The organism is Paenimyroides marinum, from assembly GCF_900108395.1.
GTDB classification, from domain to species: domain Bacteria; phylum Bacteroidota; class Bacteroidia; order Flavobacteriales; family Flavobacteriaceae; genus Flavobacterium; species Flavobacterium marinum.
Genome location: NZ_FNXE01000001.1, coordinates 66,618 through 84,984, shown reverse-complemented (window position 1 = coordinate 84,984; position 18,367 = coordinate 66,618). Strand labels below are relative to the sequence as shown.

Below are 18,367 nucleotides of genomic sequence, written 5' to 3'. Positions count from 1 at the left end.
ATGATAAAAGCATTTATTAAAAAGTTCAATTTAAAAGGATATCTATTTTTATTGATAGTTTGGATTCTTATTCAAATATTCACATTTTATATTTTTCCGTTTTTTATTATTCCATTTATTTGGTTATTATTCATACTTTTCTTTTTAGTATTAATAATAAGGAATTTAATTATTGCAATTAAAAATAGAAATGTTCCTTTAATTGTTAATCAAAGAATGGTAAAATTAATGGTTAATGTAATCTTATTTGGTTTAACTTTTTACGGATTAAATTATATACCGCAGCTGATTATAGAGAAAGTAGATTGGGTTGTACTTTATAATCACAGAAAAAATATTATTGATGAAGTTAAGAATAACAAATTGCAACCGAATGTCTCTTACAATGATTTTATGTGTGAGCTTCCTTACGAATTTCCGATTGTTTCAAACGGAGGAAATGATATTGCAATTTATTACAACGATGAAAACGAATATACTATTGAATTTTATGTTTTCAGGAATTTTTTTGACGCTCCATCAACTAAAATAATATATTCTGAAAATCCAGAGAATATTAATTATTTCGAAGAAAAGATTAAGAGAGATCCTACTAATAATTGGAAGATTAAAAATAATTGGTACAGAATATATGGCGATTAAAAAAAACGTGATATAATTTGTGTGTTAAAGATGTAAATTGGATTATTTTACTGAAATATCCTTAAATTTGCGGTATGACAAAAATAAGCGAAAAAGCTTTGTGGTTTAAAGAATTATCGGGTGATAAGCCGTTGGTTATTGCCGGGCCGTGCAGTGCCGAAACTCCAGATCAGGTGTTGGAAATTGCACATGCCATAAAAAATATGGCAACCATTTACCGTGCAGGAATCTGGAAACCGCGTACGCGTCCGGGTGGTTTTGAGGGCGTGGGAGCTATTGGCTTAAAATGGTTACAGCAGGTTAAAAACGACACAGGTTTGCTTTTGGCTACCGAAGTAGCAACCGCTGAGCACGTAGATTTGGCATTGGCTCACGATATTGATTTGTTGTGGATTGGTGCACGAACCACGGTAAACCCGTTTGCAGTTCAGGAAATTGCTGATGCGTTGAAAGGAACCGATAAAATGGTTTTTATAAAAAATCCGGTGAACCCTGATTTAAGTTTGTGGATTGGTGGTTTTGAACGTTTGCAGAATGCAGGCATCAAAAAGTTAGGATTTATCCACCGCGGGTTTTCAAGTTATGAAAAAATAAAATACAGAAATAAACCTGAATGGCAGATTCCAATTGATTTGCAGATTCGTTTTCCCGAAATTCCATTGATAAACGATCCGTCGCACATTACCGGAAACAGAGATCTGATTCAGCAAGTAGCTCAAAAAGCATTGGATTTGAATTTTGACGGCTTGATGATTGAAACACATTGCACACCTGATTCAGCATGGAGCGATGCGGCCCAACAGGTAACACCTATGCAGTTAGGTGCTGTTTTGTCTGAATTGGTTTTACGGGATATATCCAGTCACGAAGATTCTTATTTGCACGAAATGCAGAGGTATCGCACCAGAATTGATGATATTGATACGCAAATTTTAAAATTACTGAAAGACCGTATGCAAATAGCCGATGAAATTGGACTGCTGAAAAAGGCTAAAAATGTATCGGTATTGCAACCCGAACGCTGGCAGGAAGTTTTAATTAAAATGAAACGCGAAGGCAAAGAAAATAAATTAGGAGAGGCATTCATCACTTCGTTGTTTAAAGCGATACATGATGAAAGTATTACCCGCCAAGACCATATAATCAACAGAAAATAAAAGTGAATGACCGGAATTGTTTATAAATCTACAGGTAGTTGGTACACGGTAAAATCGGATACGAACGAGTTTTTTGAATGTAGAATCAAAGGAAAGTTTAGAATGAAAGGTATTAAAAGTACCAATCCTGTTGCAGTAGGCGATAAGGTTGATTTTGAACTGGACACCACTTCCGATACCGTTACAGGAGTCATTACAACTATTCACGACCGGAAAAACTACTTAATCCGCAAATCGGTTAATCTTTCTAAACAAGTTCACATCATTGCGGCAAATATCGATCTTCTTTTTATTTTGGTAACAATAGATAATCCGGTAACCACAACAAGTTTTATAGACCGTTTGCTGGTAACTGCCGAGGCGTATGATATTGAAGCGGTTTTAATTTTTAATAAAGTAGATACCTTTTCAGAAGAAACCTTGAACGAACAGTTGTATCTGCAATATATTTACGATAAAATAGGATACAAATGTATGCGTGTTTCGGCTGTCGAAGGAAAAGGTCTGGAAGCATTGAAAGAATTAATGAAAGATAAAGTTTCAATGTTCACGGGGCATTCCGGCGTTGGTAAATCAACATTGGTAAATGCATTGGAAGTTGGTTTGAATCTGAAAACAAAAGAAATATCCGAACAACATCAACAAGGACAACATACCACGACTTTTGCTGAAATGTACGATTTAAGTTTCAATGCAAAAATTATAGATACACCCGGAATCCGAGGGTTTGGTATTGTTGATATGGAACCACAGGAAGTAGGTGATTATTTCCCTGAATTTTTCAAATTAAAAGATCAATGTAAATTCAATAATTGTCTGCATAGAGAAGAACCTCATTGTGCTGTGAAAGATGCCTTGGAAAACGATGAAATTTTCTGGTCGCGTTATAAAAGTTATACCCAGATTTTAGATGGTGACGAAGAAACGTATCGCACCGATGCTTATGGAAACGGGAAAAATCAGGAAGAATAATGAAAGCAGTAATACAACGGGTTTCGCAAGCTTCGGTAACTATTGGCAATGAAAAAGTGGCTGCTATAGGTCACGGATTATTGGTTTTAATAGGGATTGAAGATACCGATGCCCAAGAAGATATCGATTGGCTGACCGCCAAAATTGTCCAGTTACGCATTTTTAATGATGAAAACGGAGTGATGAATCATTCGGTAAAAGATGTGAACGGAGATGTTATTGTGGTAAGTCAGTTTACATTGCACGCATCTACTAAAAAAGGAAATCGTCCATCGTATATAAAAGCATCTAAACCCGATATGGCCATTCCGTTATACGAAGCTTTTGTTGCGTCGATGGAAAAATCAATAGGAAAAAAAGTTCAAACCGGACAATTTGGTGCCGATATGAAAGTAAGCCTTGTAAACGATGGACCTGTTACCATAATTATTGATACAAAGAATAAAGAGTAAAAACATAATAATAAAACGCTAAACACTTATGAAACGGATCTTATTAAACGCTTTTTTAATAGGAAGTTGCTTACAAATAAATGCACAAAAAAAGATTGATATTTCTTTACCAAATGTTCCAAAAGATTTCTTTGAGAACACAAACAAGGTAATTATAGATCGAACCGAAAATAACGAAATACTATCGCAAACTACTTTAAAACAACGATTTTCTGAAACAAACTGGATTGTAAACGAAAAAGGATTAAACGATCTTGATTTATCTATTGTTTACGATAAATTTTCGAAACTTAATAATCTGGAATTCAAGATATACAATAGAAAGGGTGAGTTGGTAAAAACGTATAAAGAGAAAGACTTTACCGATTCCAGTTTAGCCGATGGCTTTTCGATTTTAACGGATAACAGAATTAAAAGTTTAAATCCGGCGTATTTTGACTATCCGTTGTACACAAAGTTTGATTATGAAAGAGAAGAAGAAAATACCATTCATATTCCACCATTTTCTCCAATTCAATCAGCAGATGATCGTGTGGTACAAGCTTCTTATCAGCTTACTTTTCCAAAAGGATTTTCAATTAAAAAAACAGAGAAAAACCTAACGGACTATAAAATTGTTGCAGAAGAAAATCAAAACTCAATATCTTATAAAGTATCAAACCTAATTGCCCCTGAATATGAAGAATTAAATGTTCGCTACACTAATTTATTGCCGCTTGTTCGATTCTCTAACAACATGTTTTCATTAGGAAACGTAAAAGGTAAGGCTGATAATTGGAATGAGTTTGGTATTTGGTATTATGATAATTTCTTAAAAGGATTAGATCATTTGCCCGAAAGTACCATTGCTAAAATGAAAGAACTTACTAAAGATGCAAAAACCGATGTAGAAAAGGCACAGATTGTATTTGAATATATGCAAAATAATACGCGCTACATTTCGGTTCAGGTAGGTTTGGGTGGTTGGAAACCTTTCCCCGCCAAAGATGTTGATAAATTAGGTTATGGCGATTGTAAAGCGTTAACCAATTATACAAAAAGTTTGTTGGAAAGTGTAGGTGTAAAATCATATTATACGATAATCCATGCTTCGGATCGAATTGTTGATATCGACGAAAATAATATTTCGTTACAGGGCAATCACGTTTTACTGACCCTGCCAACTCCTGAAGGAAATTTATTTTTAGAATGCACCAGTCAAAAAATACCGTTTGGTTATTTAGGATCATCAACAGATAACAGAAAGGCTTTGGTAATTAAACCAGATGGAGCCTATTTTATTGAAACACATTCTACAAAAGAAGATAAGAATGTTTTAAAAGCAAATTTTATTGTTGATTTAACTAATCTGCAAAAGGTAAAAACGAAAGTTAATTTCGAAAATAAAGGGTCTTTCTATAATAATATTTACTCATTAAATAGTAACGATAAAAAAGAGATTAATAAATATGTGAAAAATGTATTTTCGGGCTTAAAAGATTTAAATGTTGTTGATTATAAGTTTACGAACGATAAAGCTGAATACATTTTTAACGAACATATAGATTTAGAATCGGCTTTCATTGGATCAAAAATGGGTAATGATTACATGATTGCGGTTAATTCGTTTTTTCCAGTTGCTTATTCTGTAAAGAAATATAAAAACCGAAAAACTGGTTTTAGCATCACACGCGGAAAAACAGTTAATTTACAAACCGAGTATATTCTTCCTAATGATATGCAGGTTGATTTTTTACCAGAAAGTAAAACGGTTGAATCAAAATTTGGTAAGCATGTATTAACTATAAATAAAAAAGAAGGAAAGATAATTGTTGAAGAAAACTTCATTTTAAAATCGGGCGATTATACTAAAGACGATTATAGTTTGTACGAAAAGTTTATTGCAGATGTTGTTCAAAACAATAACAGCAAACTAATATTATCAAAAAAATAAAACACAATGAAAAATATAGCACTACTAATTATGGTTGCATTTTCTTTATCAGGGTATGCACAAGAATATAAAATTAAAAAAATTACCGCAGATGATTTTAAAGAAAAGAAGTATGCAAATGATAACGTAGCAACCGCAGTTGTTGAATATAATATTGGGAATACCTATTTCGAAGTTGCAGGCGGAAATTATCAACTTGTTACAATAACCAAAACAAGAATTAAAATTATTAATAAAGATGGTTATGATTACGCAACAGTAAAAGTTCCCTTATACAGAGATAGATCTACCAGAGAGTTTTTAACAGTTTCGAATGCGTTCACTTATAATTTAGTGAATGGAAATGTAGAAAAGACTAAATTAAAAGATGATGGAGAGTTTTTAGAAAAAGTAGAAGGAAATCATTTTTTGGCAACCTTTACCATGCCTAATGTAAAAGAAGGCAGTATTATAGAATATACAACAAAAGTTACCTCTCCTTATTTTACATATGTGCCAGAATGGTATTTTCAGTTAAGAATTCCTGTTGTTTACAGTGAGTATTCGTTAACATTGCCTTATTCTTTAATTTTTCTAAAATATATTAAGGGAAGTGCGAAGATAAATCAGATAACAGTTGGCGATAAATATACATATAAAGCAAAAAATGTTCCTCCTTTAAGAAATGAGAGTTTTGTTGCTAATATTAATAGTTATCGTTCATCGGTAGTCCATTCTTTTAGCGGATATAGAGATAAAAGTGGATCAATAAGAAAAGTAGCAGGTACTTGGGAAGATGTTGTTAAAACCATTGCTGAAAATGAAAATTTTGGAAAACAACTAAAAAATATATCTTCTTTTAAAGAAATAGCCATCCCTATAATTGAAGGAAAAAGTTCTGACGAAGAAAAAGCAGATGCTATTTTTAAATATGTGCAACAAAATTTTAATTCAAACCAAAATACGGCACTTTACACATCACAAAATTTAAAAGACACCTACAAATCTAAAATAGGTAATAGTGCCGATTTAAATTTATTGACTATAGCATTAATGAAAAGTGTAAATATTAAAGCATATCCTATAATATTATCAACCAGATCTCGCGGGATTTCTTATTTGCCAACTATAAATGCGTTTAACAATGTCATCATTGGTGTTGAAATTTTTGGAAAAACTTCTCTTTACGATGCTTCAAACAAATACGCCAGTAAAGACATTTTACCCATTCATAATCTTAACTGGATGGGAAGGTTAATACATGACGACGAAACTTCTAAGGATGTACTTATAGAACCTAAAATAAAATCACGTTATGGTGTTAGTGCGAGTTTAAAAGTGAATTTAACCAATCATTCAATCGATGGTAAGTTTAGAAGAAGTTTTAGTAATTATGAAGCTTTTGTTGCTAGAAACAGATATGAAAATTTATCAAACGATAAAATTGCTAAAATGATTGAAGAAACATTTGGATCAGAAATAGAAAATTATGCCATTAACAACTTAAATGATCTTGCAGAAAATGTAGAAGAATCATTTACCACCACTAGAGAATCTAGTTTTGATGTTATTGGTAATAAAATTTATTTAAAACCATTGCATATTTTTGGTATTCAAAAGAATCCGTTTAAGGAGGAAGAACGAAATTATCCAATAGATTTTATTTATCCACAAACAAATGCGTGTACCATAACTTATGAAATCCCTGAAGGTTATGAAGTTGATTTTTTACCAGCCAGTAAAAAGTTTGTAACAGGTTCAAACAGTATTTCAGCATCGTGGTATGTTACTAAAGATGAAAAACAAATAAAAATCAGATATAATCTTGATTATAATATTGCATTTATAGATTCTAAAGAATACCACGATATCAAGAAGATTTTTGATGAAGTAATTAAATTTAAAGACGAAAAAATTGTTCTTAAAAAAATATAAAGAATAATGCTTAAAAAAATTCTTTTATATACGGTAATTTATATGGTAATTTCATTTGTAATGAGTTATGATGAAATCCAGTGTGCTTTTGACGGAGAAGGTTTATGCTGGTACAATTTAATCGGAAAATATATTATTTTTATACTGTTAATATTAGTGTTTGATCAATTCATCAGACCTAAAATTTTTAAGCGATGAATAAAAAAATAGCCTATCTGATTGCCGGATTGATTATTTATTTCATAATAGGAATGATTATGAGTTACTTCAGTTATTCTTTTATAAATTGGAGATTTGTAATTTTTTGGACAATTTGTATGACAATAGCAGATTTTTTTTTCATACGAAATATAAAACAATGGTTATCTAAAAACAAAACAAGAGAATAATGGATATAAAAAATGCACAATTAGCTGTTGACAACTGGATAAAAGAACACGGCGTTCGTTATTTTAACGAGCTGACGAATATGGCACAACTTACCGAAGAAGTAGGAGAGGTGGCCCGAATCATTGCCCGCCGTTACGGCGAACAGTCTGAAAAAGAAAGCGATAAAAACAAAGATCTGGGCGAAGAATTAGCCGATGTTGTTTTTGTGGTTTTGTGCTTGGCAAATCAAACAGGAGTGGACTTACAAGCCGCTTTTGATAAAAAAATGGATGTAAAAACAAAACGCGATCACGACCGTCATCATAATAATGAGAAGTTGAAGTAAACCAACCTGCAAGGTTTTACAAAGTGCAACAATCTAAACCTTGTGGTTTTATTTTTAAATTGCAACAAGAATTTAAATCTTACAGAACAGTATAGCAAATAATGGACATAACCCTTGAACTGAAAAAACGTATCACAAACCAACATTTAACGATTTCAGGATCTAAATCTGAAACCAACCGTTTGTTATTGCTTCAGGCGTTATATCCGCAGCTAAAAATAGAAAATACTTCTAATTCTGATGATTCTGAAGTAGTGAAAAACGCATTGTTTACATTAAATGAATCCACAGAAATAAACGTACATCACGCCGGTACCGCCATGCGTTTTTTAACGGCTTATTTTGCTACTCAAGAAAATAAACAGACTGTTTTAACCGGTTCTTCCCGAATGAAAGAACGCCCGATTAGTGTTCTGGTCGATGCATTATTACAATTAGGAGCTGATATTTCGTATGTCGAAGAGGTTGGTTTTCCTCCGTTAAAAATCATCGGAAAAAAAATCACAAAAAATAAAGTCACTATTGATGCCAACGTAAGCAGTCAGTACATAACGGCATTAATGCTTATAGGCTCAACTTTACCCAACGGAATTGAAATCAATTTACAAGGCAATTTAACATCGTTGTCCTACATTAATATGACGCTTTCTGTGTTGCATTCGTTAGGGTTAAAGGCTGCATTTAACGATAAAATCATCAAAATTCCATTTGAGAAAGAAATTAAAAAAGATGTTTTTATTGTAGAATCAGACTGGTCTTCAGCTTCGTATTTTTACAGCATCATAGCCTTGTCAGCTGTAGGAACAAAAATTACGTTGGGATATTTCAGGCAGAACAGCTTTCAGGGCGATTCGGTTTTGCCTGAAATATATAAGAATTTTGGCGTACAAACAACGTTTCAAAATGCTGAAATCATTTTAGAGAAAACGTCAAACGTTAAAACTCAAACGTTTAATTTTGAATTAAACAACACGCCCGATATTACCCAAACGCTTATTGTAACGTGCCTGGGATTAGGTATGACCTGTAATATATCCGGACTACACACACTAAAAATAAAAGAAACCGACCGTTTACAGGCATTAAAAAATGAATTGGAAAAATTTGGAGCTGCGGTTGCTATAACTAATGATTCCATTCATTTAAAAAATAAAGTTGCTTTTTCAATTAATCCGGTTGAAATCGAAACGTATCAGGACCACAGAATGGCAATGGCATTTGCTCCGCTGGCTTTAAAACAGCCGTTGATTATAAAAAACGCAGAGGTGGTTTCAAAATCATATCCTGACTTTTGGAATGATTTGAAAGCTTTAGGATTTTGTATAAGTTAAATTAGAGAAGGAACAGTTTTTATCATAAAAAGACAACATAGTTTTATAGTAAAATAGTTTTTATAAATTTAATTCTTAACAAAAATTTGGTAATCGTATTATTTTTTATATATTTCAGAAAAAAATAAACTATGAAAACAAAATTTGATATAGAGTATTCTATAACGGCTTCGCCACAGTTGTTATATCAATATATTTCAACGCCATCAGGATTAACAGAATGGTTTGCTGACGATGTAAACTCGCGGGGCGAATTTTTTACATTTATTTGGGGGGATAGTGAAGAAAAAGCCAAATTGGTAACAAAAAAATCCGATGAAAAGGTAAAATTTCGTTGGTTAGACGAAGACGATGCAGAAACAGAATATTTTTTTGAATTAAGAATTGTGTTAGATGAATTAACTAAAGATGTTATCTTATTGGTAACCGATTTTGCCGAGGATGATGAAATCAAAGACCAAACCCAGTTGTGGGACAATCAAATATCCGATTTGAAAAAAATATTAGGGTCGGCATAAATTAAGCCTTATATTTGCTCTGAATTTTCAGAGCTTTTTTTATGATTAATTTTAACGGAAATTTAGTTGCACAATCGGGCGAAAATATTGAACAAAACAGAGGTTTTTTATTTGCTGATGCTGTTTTTGAAACTTTAAAAGTATTAGACGGAAAAATTCTTTTTTTCGAAGATCATTATTTTAGATTGATGGCAACTATGCGGATTTTACGTATGGAAATTCCGTTAGAATTTACTTTAGAGTATCTTGAAAGCGAAATTTTAAAAACCACAAACGCCTTACATCTTTCAAATGCGCGGGTTCGTTTAACTGTTTACAGAAATGCCCGTGGAAAATATGTTCCACAAGAACAAACCGTTGGTTTTATTATCGTTGCCGAGCCTGCACAAATCCTTTATTCAAATGATGATTCAAAATACGAAGTAGAACTTTTTAAAGATTTTCATATTTCAAAACATTTATTAAGTACTTTAAAAACAACAAGTTGTTTGGTAAATATAACCGCTGGTATTTTTGCTAAAGAAAATAATTATGAAAATTGTTTATTGATCAATGATGATAAAAATGTTATTGAAGCTATAAACGGAAACCTCTTTGTTGTAAAAGATCATGTAATTGCAACGCCTCCGGTTTCCGATGGTTGCAAAAACGGAATTGCCCGCAAAAAGATAATCGAAATTATTAAAAAAACCGAAGGTTTGGTGTTTGAAGAACGTTCCGTTTCTCCGTTTGAATTGCAAAAAGCCGACGAGCTTTTTATTACAAATATTATAATGGGTATTCAGTCGGTAACGCAATACCGTAAAAAAATGTTCATAAACACTATGGCAAATAACCTGTTGAAAAAACTAAATGCTCAAATCCGATTTAATTCATAACAGGATCTTCCGGAGCATTTGCCCAGATGATGAATTCGTCGCCAAGTTCAATCATTAATTCTCGCCATAATTTAGAAGGCGTTTTTTCTAATAAATTATTTTCGAACTGGTTTTCAATGCATGTCCACGATTTTGCGTTGATTTCTTCCTGCAATTGATTTTCATCCCATCCACTGTAACCCAGAAAAAAACGGATATCTTTTTGAGAAACCTTGTTTTGCTTTAAAAGTTCGAACAAAACTTCATAATCGCCACCCCAAAAAATACGGTCTTTAATTTCAATACTGTTTGGTATTAACGATGGAATGGTGTGTATAAAATACAAATTGTCAGTTTCAACAGGACCGCCATCATAAATTCTGAAATTGGTACGTGCCTCGGGTAAAATGTCTTGCAGTGATAAATCTAACGGTTTGTTTAAAATAAAACCCACACTTCCTTTCGCATTATGTTCAGCTAATAGTAAAACGGCTCTACTAAAAACTGTATCTAATAATATCGAAGAATCGGATATTAATAGTTTTCCTTTAGTTGGTTGTAGTTTTTTCATAGCTTTTTATTTTAAAAGTATAAAAAAAATATAAAAAAAACCACGCTTTTCAGGTGGTTTTTCATTCTTCAGCAAAGAAAAATTATTTTTTCTTTTTAGCACCAGCTTTAACAGGAGTGTTAACGGCACCGTCTAAATCAGCACCAGCTTTAAATTTAACTACTTTTTTAGCAGCAATTTTGATTGTTTTACCGGTTTGTGGATTTCTACCTTCTCTTTCAGCTCTTTCAGATACTGACCATGAGCCAAAACCTACTAATGAAATTTTATCTCCTTTAGTTAAAGTTTCACCTACATTTTTTAAAAATGATTCTAAAGCTGATTTAGCAGCAGCTTTACTAATGCCTGCATCTCCTGCAATTGCGTCGATTAATTGTGTTTTGTTCATAATAATTTTTTTATTGAGTTAATCTTAACATATACAAATTTAAAAGTTAAATTCATTTATACAACTTTTTTTAGTAAAAAAGTATAAAAAAACACAAAAAAAAAGCGGTAAAAAGGCCTAAATGCAGTGTGCATCGTCTGAAAATTGCATTCCGTTGAGTAATTCTGCGGTTTTCATTTTCTTTTTTCCGGGAAATTGTATGGATAAAATTTCGATAAATCCATCAGGTGTAGTTATTTGAATTGTTTTTTTTGTGGTTAAGAATTTTCCTGAGGTATAATCATGTTTCTCTTCTAAAAAAGTTACGTTGTGTAATTTAATGTTCCATTCGTTTTCCCCATCAACTAAAATAGTATAGGCAGATGGGTACGGATTTAATCCGCGAATCAAATTATAAACGTCTTTTCCTGGTTTGCTAAAATCTATTCTACAGTTTTCGCGGTTTAATTTATAGGCCGTTTTTCTGTCTTCTACAGGTTGCAGAATTGTTTTTACCTTATTGCTTTCAATTAATTTTAAAGTATCAATAACCGTTTCTGCTCCTAAAACCATTAATTTATCATGTAATTCACCGGCTGTTTCGTTAGCTGCTATTTCTGTTTCTTTCTTTAATATAATGGCACCGGTATCAATTTTTTCATCAATAAAAAAGGTGGTAACTCCTGTTTTTTCTTCACCATTAATAATTGCCCAGTTAATTGGTGCAGCACCCCGATAATCGGGTAATAAGGAGGCGTGTAAGTTAAAAGTTCCCAGTTCTGGCATGTTCCAAACCGCTTTAGGTAACATTCTAAAAGCAACAACAATCTGTAAATTGGCGTTTAATGCTTTTAATTCGGTCAAAAAATCTTCGGATTTTAAATTTGTTGGTTGTAAAATGTTCAAGCCTTTTTCCTGTGCGTAGATTTTTACGGCTGATTGATTTAATTTTTGTCCGCGGCCTGCCGGTTTATCAGGTGCCGTAATAACAGCCGCAATTTCATAGTTGTTTTTGTAAATAGTGTCTAAAATTCCCACCGCAAAATCGGGGGTTCCCATAAAAACAATTCGTAATTTTTTCATTATAATCTTATATATGTGGCATTTTTGTAAAGGTATTCACTTTCTTCGATTAATTCTTTTAATGCCTGTGCTAAATATTCGGTTTTGTTAAGGTAGATCGTTTTTAGATCAGATAATTCAAAAACATGTCCTTCGGGATACGTTTTTAATTCTTTTTTAATGGTTTCTAATAAATTATTCTGCTGGTTTTTCTTCTGAATACAAACCGAACACTTTCCGCATTCGTCGTTATATTCTTCATCAAAATAATTTAAAAGGATCCGGTTTTTGCAAACAGTTGTGTTGGTAACATAATTCAACATAGCCTGAAACTGCTGGTTTTTAATATAATTAAACTGTACCAGATTCTTGGCAATACGATTTATGGTAATATCATCTTCTCTAATTTCGTTTAAAATAATATTGGTATCATTCGGAGCTTGGGTAAACGTGCAAAATCCTTTTAAAACCCATGATTCTATTGTTTCAACAATTTTATTTGAAGGCATTTTGGTGTGTTTCGATAAAAGATCAATATCAATTGATGTTTCTCCTTCCTGAATGCTCCGGTAATGATGCAAAATACTTAAAAACAAAACCTCTTCTAACGAATGATTACTGAAATAATGAATGGCATCGGTAGAATTTATCAAAAAATGAATGTAGCTTTTGTATTTAAAATTTTGTTCAAAGGTAAGTACCGATTGCCGGCCTAAAAATTCAAAAGCATGAAATGTTTTACTTACGGGCAGATTGTATTTTTGACAAAAATCTTTAAAATTAAATCGGATACTTTCGTTAAAACCTTCGCCGTACGCAATTTGAAAATGATTTACGAAACGCTTGTAAACCAGTTTTATAAAATCGGTTTCTAAGTGATTTAATTCGTGAAAATTTTGAGCTTCGCTTACGCTGTATGAATTCAGTAACAAAGTAGCAAACGATTTTTCACCATCGCGCCCCGCACGCCCTGCTTCCTGATAATAACTTTCTAAATTGTCGGGTATATGCAAATGAATCACATTGCGAACATTGGGTTTGTCTATTCCCATTCCAAAAGCATTGGTAGCAACCATTACTAAAGTGGTTTCGTCGATCCAGTTGTTCAGTTTTTGTTTTTTAGTTTTAAAATCCAATCCGCCATGAAAAAAATCGGCAGAAATACCGTAAGATTTCAAATTCCCGGCTACTTCAATAGTTGCTTTTCGGCTTTTTACATAGATGATTGCCGGCGATGAAGCCTTTTTTAAAATTTGAAGCATCAGTTCTTCGGTATTTTCTTGCTGATATACACCGTAATAAATCTCGTTTCGCAAAAAAGATTTTTGAAAAACCTGTGGATTTTTTAATAGCAAACTATCGATAATGTCCTGCTGAACCCTTTTGTTTGCAGATGCTGTTAAGGCGATAAAGGGAATTGTGGGCAGCCATTCTTTTAATTTTCCTAACTCTAAATATGCCGGACGAAAATCGTGTCCCCATTGCGAGATGCAATGTGCTTCGTCAATAGCTACTAAATTTATGGGTAGTTGAATAATCCTGCTTAAAATCCATTCATTTTTTAGTCGTTCAGGAGCAATGTATAAAAACTTGTAATTTCCGTACATTGAATTATCTAACAAAGTTGAAATTTCTTCTATTGATAAATTTCCGGAAATAGATAAAGCTTTGATGTTTTGTTCTTTTAACCGGTTGATCTGGTCTTCTATCAATGCAATTAGTGGAGAAATAACCAAACAAATTCCGTTGGTCATTAATGCGGGTACCTGAAAACAAATGCTTTTTCCGCCGCCGGTTGGCAGTAATGCAAGGGTGTCGTTTTTTTGAACAACCGATTCTATAATCTGTTCCTGTGGAGCTCTGAAAGCATCATAACCCCAATATTTTTTTAAAATGTGTAATGCCTCAAACAAAACAATGTGTTTTTTCTTTAAAAATAAAGAAAAATTATAAATTTTTCAATATAAAATTTACTCTTGTTTCCAAATCCGATTTTGGGACTTCAATTAGTTCATAACCATATTTTTCGTATGTTTCTACTAAGTGGTTATGAATAAGTTTTGCCTGTTCAAAATTCTCGTAACGTTCATTGTCGCTTACATAGATTTTTTCCCAGGGCGGTAAAATAAAAATTTTAGAATAGCGGTTTGTTTTACAGGCTTCATCAAAAAAAGCGGGGTAAGCATCACCTATATAGTGCATATAAGCTAAAACATCGGGAATACCACGGTCTATAAAAACACAATCTGCTGGTTCTTTTAGTGCATTGTTGAATTGCTGAATGCGTCCTTTTAAAAGTAATTCGCTAAACAATAAAGGTTCTTTTAAAAACAACTGATCAATTCCGGTTTTTTGTGCTTCTAAAGTAACCTGGCGCGAAATTTCGGGATAACACGTATATCCTTTTGTTATCAGTTCATTTATGATTGTAGTTTTTCCTGAACCCGGTCCACCAATAAGTAAAATTATCTTTTTATTCACCTTAAAAAAATCAAAATGCAAAATTACACATAAAAATTAAGTTACTTTCATTTAACAACCATAATTAGTATTTTTATCTTAATGTAACGTATATTTGTACTAATTTTTATTTTATGAAAGAGAATACAGAAGAATTCTATACACGCCTTAAAAGCGAATTAGAAAACACAACAGAAAAGTGGCCAGCCGAATATTTATATAAGTTTATTGTACCTGCCGATGAGGCTAAAATTGCCCGGATAGAAAAGGCTTTTAACAATATGGGAGCTGTTATAACAAAAAATAAATCAAAAAACGGAAACTATTCAAGTGTATCAATAAACGTGGTGATGCCTAATGCCGATGCCATCATTGAGAAATACAAAGAAGTTTCAACTATCGAAGGAATCATTTCCCTGTAATTTATATGAAATTTAATCCAACAGAAGCAATAAAAAGTTTAGAGTACAATACCGATCGCAGAGATTTGGTGTTGCCTGAATATGGTCGCCATTTGCAAAAATTAATCGATCAGGTTATTTTAATTGAAGACCGTAACGAGCGTAACAAAGCTGCCCGTGCCGTAATTGATATTATGGGAACGATTAATCCGCATTTACGTGATGTTTTAGATTTTCAACATAAATTATGGGATCAATTGTTTAAAATGTCGCGTTTTGAATTAGATGTTGATTCTCCGTATGAAAAACCTAAAGCCTTAACCAATTTTAACGAGCCTATTTTGATAGATTATCCTAAAAATAATCAAAAATACCGTTATTATGGTTCTAACATTGTTGATATGATTAACGAGGCAATTACCTGGGAAGATGGCGAACGCAAAGAAGCTTTAATTATGGTTATTGCCAACCACATGAAAAAAAGTTACGTGAACTGGAACAATGAATCGGTTAATGATGCAGTGATTTTTCAGCATTTAAAAGAATTATCAAAAGGCGTCATTGATTTAACAAACGGTTTAGATGATAACAATAATGCGGTAAATTTAATGAAGCCAAACAGCAGAAACACCCAGTTTCAAAATCGGAATGCTTCGGCCGGAACCAATAATCGCAATAACACCCAGTTTCAAAACCGAAACAATTCCGGCAACAACCAGCAACGTAACAACCCGAACAACAAACAAAACAATAACAACGGAAACCGATTTGTAAAAAAATCAACCCCAAACAATAATTCATCTAAAAATACGAACAGAAACACAAATTAATGGGAACTTTTAAAATTGAAGGCGGACACCCGCTAAACGGGGTTGTACAACCACAAGGAGCGAAGAACGAAGCGTTACAGATCTTATGTGCTGTGTTACTAACCGATGAAAAAATTACCATCTCTAACATTCCTGATATTATCGATGTTAATAAATTAATTGATTTATTAAAAAACTTAGGTGTTGTTATTGAAAAAATAAACCGTAACAGCTATAGTTTTCAGGCAAATAATGTTAATTTAGACTATTTAGAATCAGATAAATTTAGAGAAGAAGGTAAGGCGTTGCGCGGATCTATTATGATTGTGGGGCCGCTTTTGGCACGTTTTGGAAAAGGATACATTCCTAAACCCGGAGGCGATAAAATAGGACGCCGCCGGTTAGATACCCATTTTGAAGGATTTATCAACTTAGGGGCTACTTTCAGATACAACCGCGAAGAGTATTTTTACGGCGTAGAAGCACCTGACGGACTAACCGGAGCCTATATGCTGCTTGACGAAGCGTCGGTAACAGGTACGGCAAATATTGTAATGGCAGCTGTTTTGGCAAAAGGCGTAACAACAATTTATAATGCGGCATGTGAACCTTATTTACAGCAATTGTGCAAAATGCTGAACAATATGGGAGCAAAAATAACAGGTGTTGGTTCAAATTTATTAACCATTGAAGGTGTCGATGAATTATCAGGATGCGAACACCGCATTTTACCCGATATGATTGAAATTGGCTCGTGGATTGGTTTGGCAGCAATGACCCGTAGCGAAATAACTATTAAAGATGTTAGTTGGGAAAATTTAGGCGTTATTCCTTCAGCTTTTAGAAAATTGGGAATTACCATAGAAAAGGTTAACGACGATATTTACATTCCGGCTCATACCAACGGATACGAAATTAAAGGCGATATAGACGGATCGATCTTAACCATTTCCGACGCTCCCTGGCCAGGATTAACCCCCGATTTGCTGAGTGTGATTCTGGTGGTAGCTGCTCAGGCAAGAGGCGAAGTATTGATTCATCAGAAAATGTTTGAATCCCGCTTGTTTTTCGTGGATAAACTCATTGATATGGGTGCTAAGATTATTTTGTGCGATCCACACAGAGCCATCATCATCGGTCACGATTTCAAATCGCAGCTAAAAGCGACCAAAATGTCATCTCCGGATATTCGTGCCGGAATTTCCTTATTAATTGCGGCGCTATCTGCAAAAGGAACAAGTATCATTCAGAACATTGATCAAATTGACCGCGGATACGAAAACATCGATGAACGTTTAAGAGCTTTAGGAGCAAAAATTGAGCGTTTAGATTAATATATTAAACAAAAGAGCCTTTTTAAAGGCTCTTTTGTTTTAACTATTGAAAAATAAATCCTAAATAAAACAATGAAATATTTTTTTTGTCTTTTACCTTTTTTATTGGTGTGCTGCACTTCAAAAATGAATATTGAGGAACAATATGAAGAAACTTATCAATTGAAGTTAAAAGAAAATAATCTGTTAATCAATAGTTTACAAAAGAATCTAAATGATAAAATTAGTAATCAATTTGATTTGCTGAATAGTAAGAAAATACAAAAGTGTGACAGTATATCGAAAGAATATTTTGATTATTTACAAACTGTTGAAAAAGAAATTGAAATAAATGGTTTCGAAATATTTTTTGAAGGCGATGATTATTCCAAAAAAGGAAAAACATACATTGAAGAATCTAAAAAATATTTAACTGAAATTGAACGGTTAACAGAATCGGAAAACCTTATAGAAAGAATGAATTTGATTTTTAATACTAAAGAAATAGAACCATATAATGATGGAATGTATTTTTATTATCTTGACTATTATTTTAAAGGATTTCCAAAGATTCAATCCATCGCTTTTATAAATGATAGAAGAAAAGCCATTTTAGAATTTGAAAATGAATTGATTGACGAACTAATTATTAGAAGTAAATAGACCAAAATAAACACCATACCGCTTTTAAAAATTGAAATAGTCCCGTAGTTTAAATACTAAAAAGAATATTGAAAGAAGAAATGTTGTTAGTTTTGAAATTTTCATTTGCCAATTCAAAAAATATACAGATATTTGCACTCGCTAAGAAAAAGCAATAACGTTCTTTTTTTTACACAGAAAAAGCAAAAATAATTTGTAGGTTTTAAAATAAATACTAATTTTGCAACCGC

The 18,367-nt window shown here is 32.7% G+C and carries 19 protein-coding genes; 14 read left to right on the top strand and 5 right to left on the bottom strand.

Going from position 1 to position 18,367, the window contains the following annotated elements:
- The 10 genes from BLW20_RS00420 to BLW20_RS00365 all read left to right on the top strand — a co-directional run bounded on the left by BLW20_RS00420 (window position 1) and on the right by BLW20_RS00365 (window position 10,512).
- Window positions 1-642 carry a hypothetical protein gene (locus tag BLW20_RS00420; RefSeq protein ID WP_091095188.1) on the top strand — a complete coding sequence of 214 codons (642 nt, stop codon included), beginning with the start codon at window positions 1-3 and terminating at the stop codon, window positions 640-642.
- 74 nt (window positions 643-716) lie between these two features.
- On the top strand, window positions 717-1,799 hold the full coding sequence (locus tag BLW20_RS00415) for a chorismate mutase (protein ID WP_091095186.1): 1,083 nt from the start codon (window positions 717-719) through the stop codon (window positions 1,797-1,799).
- 6 nt (window positions 1,800-1,805) lie between these two features.
- Entirely contained in the window at window positions 1,806-2,771 is a 966-nt protein-coding gene (gene rsgA / locus BLW20_RS00410; RefSeq protein WP_091095184.1) for a ribosome small subunit-dependent GTPase A, read from the top strand.
- Window positions 2,771-3,223: a D-aminoacyl-tRNA deacylase gene (dtd, locus tag BLW20_RS00405; RefSeq protein ID WP_091095181.1), complete on the top strand. Its 453-nt coding sequence runs from the start codon at window positions 2,771-2,773 to the stop codon at window positions 3,221-3,223. The genes rsgA and dtd overlap by 1 nt, the downstream gene beginning before the upstream one ends.
- Before the next feature lie 28 nt (window positions 3,224-3,251).
- Window positions 3,252-5,156: a DUF3857 domain-containing protein gene (locus BLW20_RS00400; RefSeq protein WP_091095179.1), complete on the top strand. Its 1,905-nt coding sequence runs from the start codon at window positions 3,252-3,254 to the stop codon at window positions 5,154-5,156.
- Between the two features lie 6 nt (window positions 5,157-5,162).
- On the top strand, window positions 5,163-7,070 hold the full coding sequence (locus BLW20_RS00395) for a DUF3857 domain-containing protein (protein WP_091095178.1): 1,908 nt from the start codon (window positions 5,163-5,165) through the stop codon (window positions 7,068-7,070).
- A 388-nt stretch (window positions 7,071-7,458) separates the two neighbouring features.
- The gene (locus tag BLW20_RS00380; protein ID WP_091095172.1) at window positions 7,459-7,785 is read left to right on the top strand and encodes a nucleotide pyrophosphohydrolase; all 327 of its coding nucleotides are present in this window, start codon (window positions 7,459-7,461) and stop codon (window positions 7,783-7,785) included.
- A gap of 101 nt (window positions 7,786-7,886) precedes the next feature.
- The gene (locus BLW20_RS00375; RefSeq protein WP_091095169.1) at window positions 7,887-9,116 is read left to right on the top strand and encodes a 3-phosphoshikimate 1-carboxyvinyltransferase; all 1,230 of its coding nucleotides are present in this window, start codon (window positions 7,887-7,889) and stop codon (window positions 9,114-9,116) included.
- Window positions 9,117-9,247: 131 nt separating this feature from the next.
- Window positions 9,248-9,634 carry an START-like domain-containing protein gene (locus tag BLW20_RS00370; RefSeq protein ID WP_091095167.1) on the top strand — a complete coding sequence of 129 codons (387 nt, stop codon included), beginning with the start codon at window positions 9,248-9,250 and terminating at the stop codon, window positions 9,632-9,634.
- 41 nt (window positions 9,635-9,675) lie between these two features.
- Window positions 9,676-10,512: an aminotransferase class IV gene (locus BLW20_RS00365; RefSeq protein WP_091095165.1), complete on the top strand. Its 837-nt coding sequence runs from the start codon at window positions 9,676-9,678 to the stop codon at window positions 10,510-10,512.
- On the opposite strand, the gene BLW20_RS00360 is transcribed toward BLW20_RS00365, so the two are convergent.
- The 5 genes from BLW20_RS00360 to BLW20_RS00340 all read right to left on the bottom strand — a co-directional run bounded on the left by BLW20_RS00360 (window position 10,502) and on the right by BLW20_RS00340 (window position 14,972).
- Window positions 10,502-11,062 (bottom strand): YqgE/AlgH family protein, encoded by a 561-nt coding sequence (locus tag BLW20_RS00360; protein ID WP_091095163.1) that lies wholly within the window; start codon window positions 11,060-11,062, stop codon window positions 10,502-10,504. The genes BLW20_RS00365 and BLW20_RS00360 overlap by 11 nt on opposite strands.
- A gap of 82 nt (window positions 11,063-11,144) precedes the next feature.
- Window positions 11,145-11,450: an HU family DNA-binding protein gene (locus tag BLW20_RS00355; RefSeq protein WP_091095161.1), complete on the bottom strand. Its 306-nt coding sequence runs from the start codon at window positions 11,448-11,450 to the stop codon at window positions 11,145-11,147.
- 117 nt (window positions 11,451-11,567) lie between these two features.
- Window positions 11,568-12,512 (bottom strand): methionyl-tRNA formyltransferase, encoded by a 945-nt coding sequence (gene fmt, locus BLW20_RS00350; RefSeq protein ID WP_091095159.1) that lies wholly within the window; start codon window positions 12,510-12,512, stop codon window positions 11,568-11,570.
- Window positions 12,512-14,404, bottom strand: a complete 1,893-nt coding sequence (locus BLW20_RS00345) for a RecQ family ATP-dependent DNA helicase (protein ID WP_091095157.1) — start codon at window positions 14,402-14,404, stop codon at window positions 12,512-12,514. Before BLW20_RS00345 ends, fmt begins: the two co-directional genes overlap by 1 nt.
- 34 nt (window positions 14,405-14,438) lie before the next feature.
- Window positions 14,439-14,972: an AAA family ATPase gene (locus BLW20_RS00340; RefSeq protein ID WP_091095155.1), complete on the bottom strand. Its 534-nt coding sequence runs from the start codon at window positions 14,970-14,972 to the stop codon at window positions 14,439-14,441.
- A 113-nt stretch (window positions 14,973-15,085) separates the two neighbouring features.
- Between BLW20_RS00340 and BLW20_RS00335 the strand changes: the two genes are divergently transcribed.
- The 4 genes from BLW20_RS00335 to BLW20_RS00320 all read left to right on the top strand — a co-directional run bounded on the left by BLW20_RS00335 (window position 15,086) and on the right by BLW20_RS00320 (window position 18,137).
- A complete protein-coding gene (locus BLW20_RS00335) occupies window positions 15,086-15,373 on the top strand; it encodes a DUF493 family protein (RefSeq protein WP_091095153.1) in 288 nt (95 codons plus the stop codon).
- A 5-nt stretch (window positions 15,374-15,378) separates the two neighbouring features.
- A complete protein-coding gene (locus BLW20_RS00330; RefSeq protein ID WP_091095150.1) occupies window positions 15,379-16,182 on the top strand; it encodes a DUF4290 domain-containing protein in 804 nt (267 codons plus the stop codon).
- Window positions 16,182-17,495 carry a UDP-N-acetylglucosamine 1-carboxyvinyltransferase gene (gene murA / locus BLW20_RS00325; RefSeq protein ID WP_091095148.1) on the top strand — a complete coding sequence of 438 codons (1,314 nt, stop codon included), beginning with the start codon at window positions 16,182-16,184 and terminating at the stop codon, window positions 17,493-17,495. Before BLW20_RS00330 ends, murA begins: the two co-directional genes overlap by 1 nt.
- A gap of 126 nt (window positions 17,496-17,621) precedes the next feature.
- Window positions 17,622-18,137, top strand: a complete 516-nt coding sequence (locus BLW20_RS00320) for a hypothetical protein (protein ID WP_091095146.1) — start codon at window positions 17,622-17,624, stop codon at window positions 18,135-18,137.
- Window positions 18,138-18,367: the final 230 nt, after the last annotated feature.

What these genes read in the sequence shown, in the direction of transcription:
- BLW20_RS00420 (WP_091095188.1), top strand. Translation starts at nt 1, where the DNA reads ATGATAAAAGCATTTATTAAAAAGTTCAATTTAAAAGGATATCTATTT.
- BLW20_RS00415 (WP_091095186.1), top strand. Translation starts at nt 717, where the DNA reads ATGACAAAAATAAGCGAAAAAGCTTTGTGGTTTAAAGAATTATCGGGT.
- rsgA (WP_091095184.1), top strand. Translation starts at nt 1,806, where the DNA reads ATGACCGGAATTGTTTATAAATCTACAGGTAGTTGGTACACGGTAAAA.
- dtd (WP_091095181.1), top strand. Translation starts at nt 2,771, where the DNA reads ATGAAAGCAGTAATACAACGGGTTTCGCAAGCTTCGGTAACTATTGGC.
- BLW20_RS00400 (WP_091095179.1), top strand. Translation starts at nt 3,252, where the DNA reads ATGAAACGGATCTTATTAAACGCTTTTTTAATAGGAAGTTGCTTACAA.
- BLW20_RS00395 (WP_091095178.1), top strand. Translation starts at nt 5,163, where the DNA reads ATGAAAAATATAGCACTACTAATTATGGTTGCATTTTCTTTATCAGGG.
- BLW20_RS00380 (WP_091095172.1), top strand. Translation starts at nt 7,459, where the DNA reads ATGGATATAAAAAATGCACAATTAGCTGTTGACAACTGGATAAAAGAA.
- BLW20_RS00375 (WP_091095169.1), top strand. Translation starts at nt 7,887, where the DNA reads ATGGACATAACCCTTGAACTGAAAAAACGTATCACAAACCAACATTTA.
- BLW20_RS00370 (WP_091095167.1), top strand. Translation starts at nt 9,248, where the DNA reads ATGAAAACAAAATTTGATATAGAGTATTCTATAACGGCTTCGCCACAG.
- BLW20_RS00365 (WP_091095165.1), top strand. Translation starts at nt 9,676, where the DNA reads ATGATTAATTTTAACGGAAATTTAGTTGCACAATCGGGCGAAAATATT.
- BLW20_RS00360 (WP_091095163.1), bottom strand. Translation starts at nt 11,062, where the DNA reads ATGAAAAAACTACAACCAACTAAAGGAAAACTATTAATATCCGATTCT.
- BLW20_RS00355 (WP_091095161.1), bottom strand. Translation starts at nt 11,450, where the DNA reads ATGAACAAAACACAATTAATCGACGCAATTGCAGGAGATGCAGGCATT.
- fmt (WP_091095159.1), bottom strand. Translation starts at nt 12,512, where the DNA reads ATGAAAAAATTACGAATTGTTTTTATGGGAACCCCCGATTTTGCGGTG.
- BLW20_RS00335 (WP_091095153.1), top strand. Translation starts at nt 15,086, where the DNA reads ATGAAAGAGAATACAGAAGAATTCTATACACGCCTTAAAAGCGAATTA.
- BLW20_RS00330 (WP_091095150.1), top strand. Translation starts at nt 15,379, where the DNA reads ATGAAATTTAATCCAACAGAAGCAATAAAAAGTTTAGAGTACAATACC.
- murA (WP_091095148.1), top strand. Translation starts at nt 16,182, where the DNA reads ATGGGAACTTTTAAAATTGAAGGCGGACACCCGCTAAACGGGGTTGTA.
- BLW20_RS00320 (WP_091095146.1), top strand. Translation starts at nt 17,622, where the DNA reads ATGAATATTGAGGAACAATATGAAGAAACTTATCAATTGAAGTTAAAA.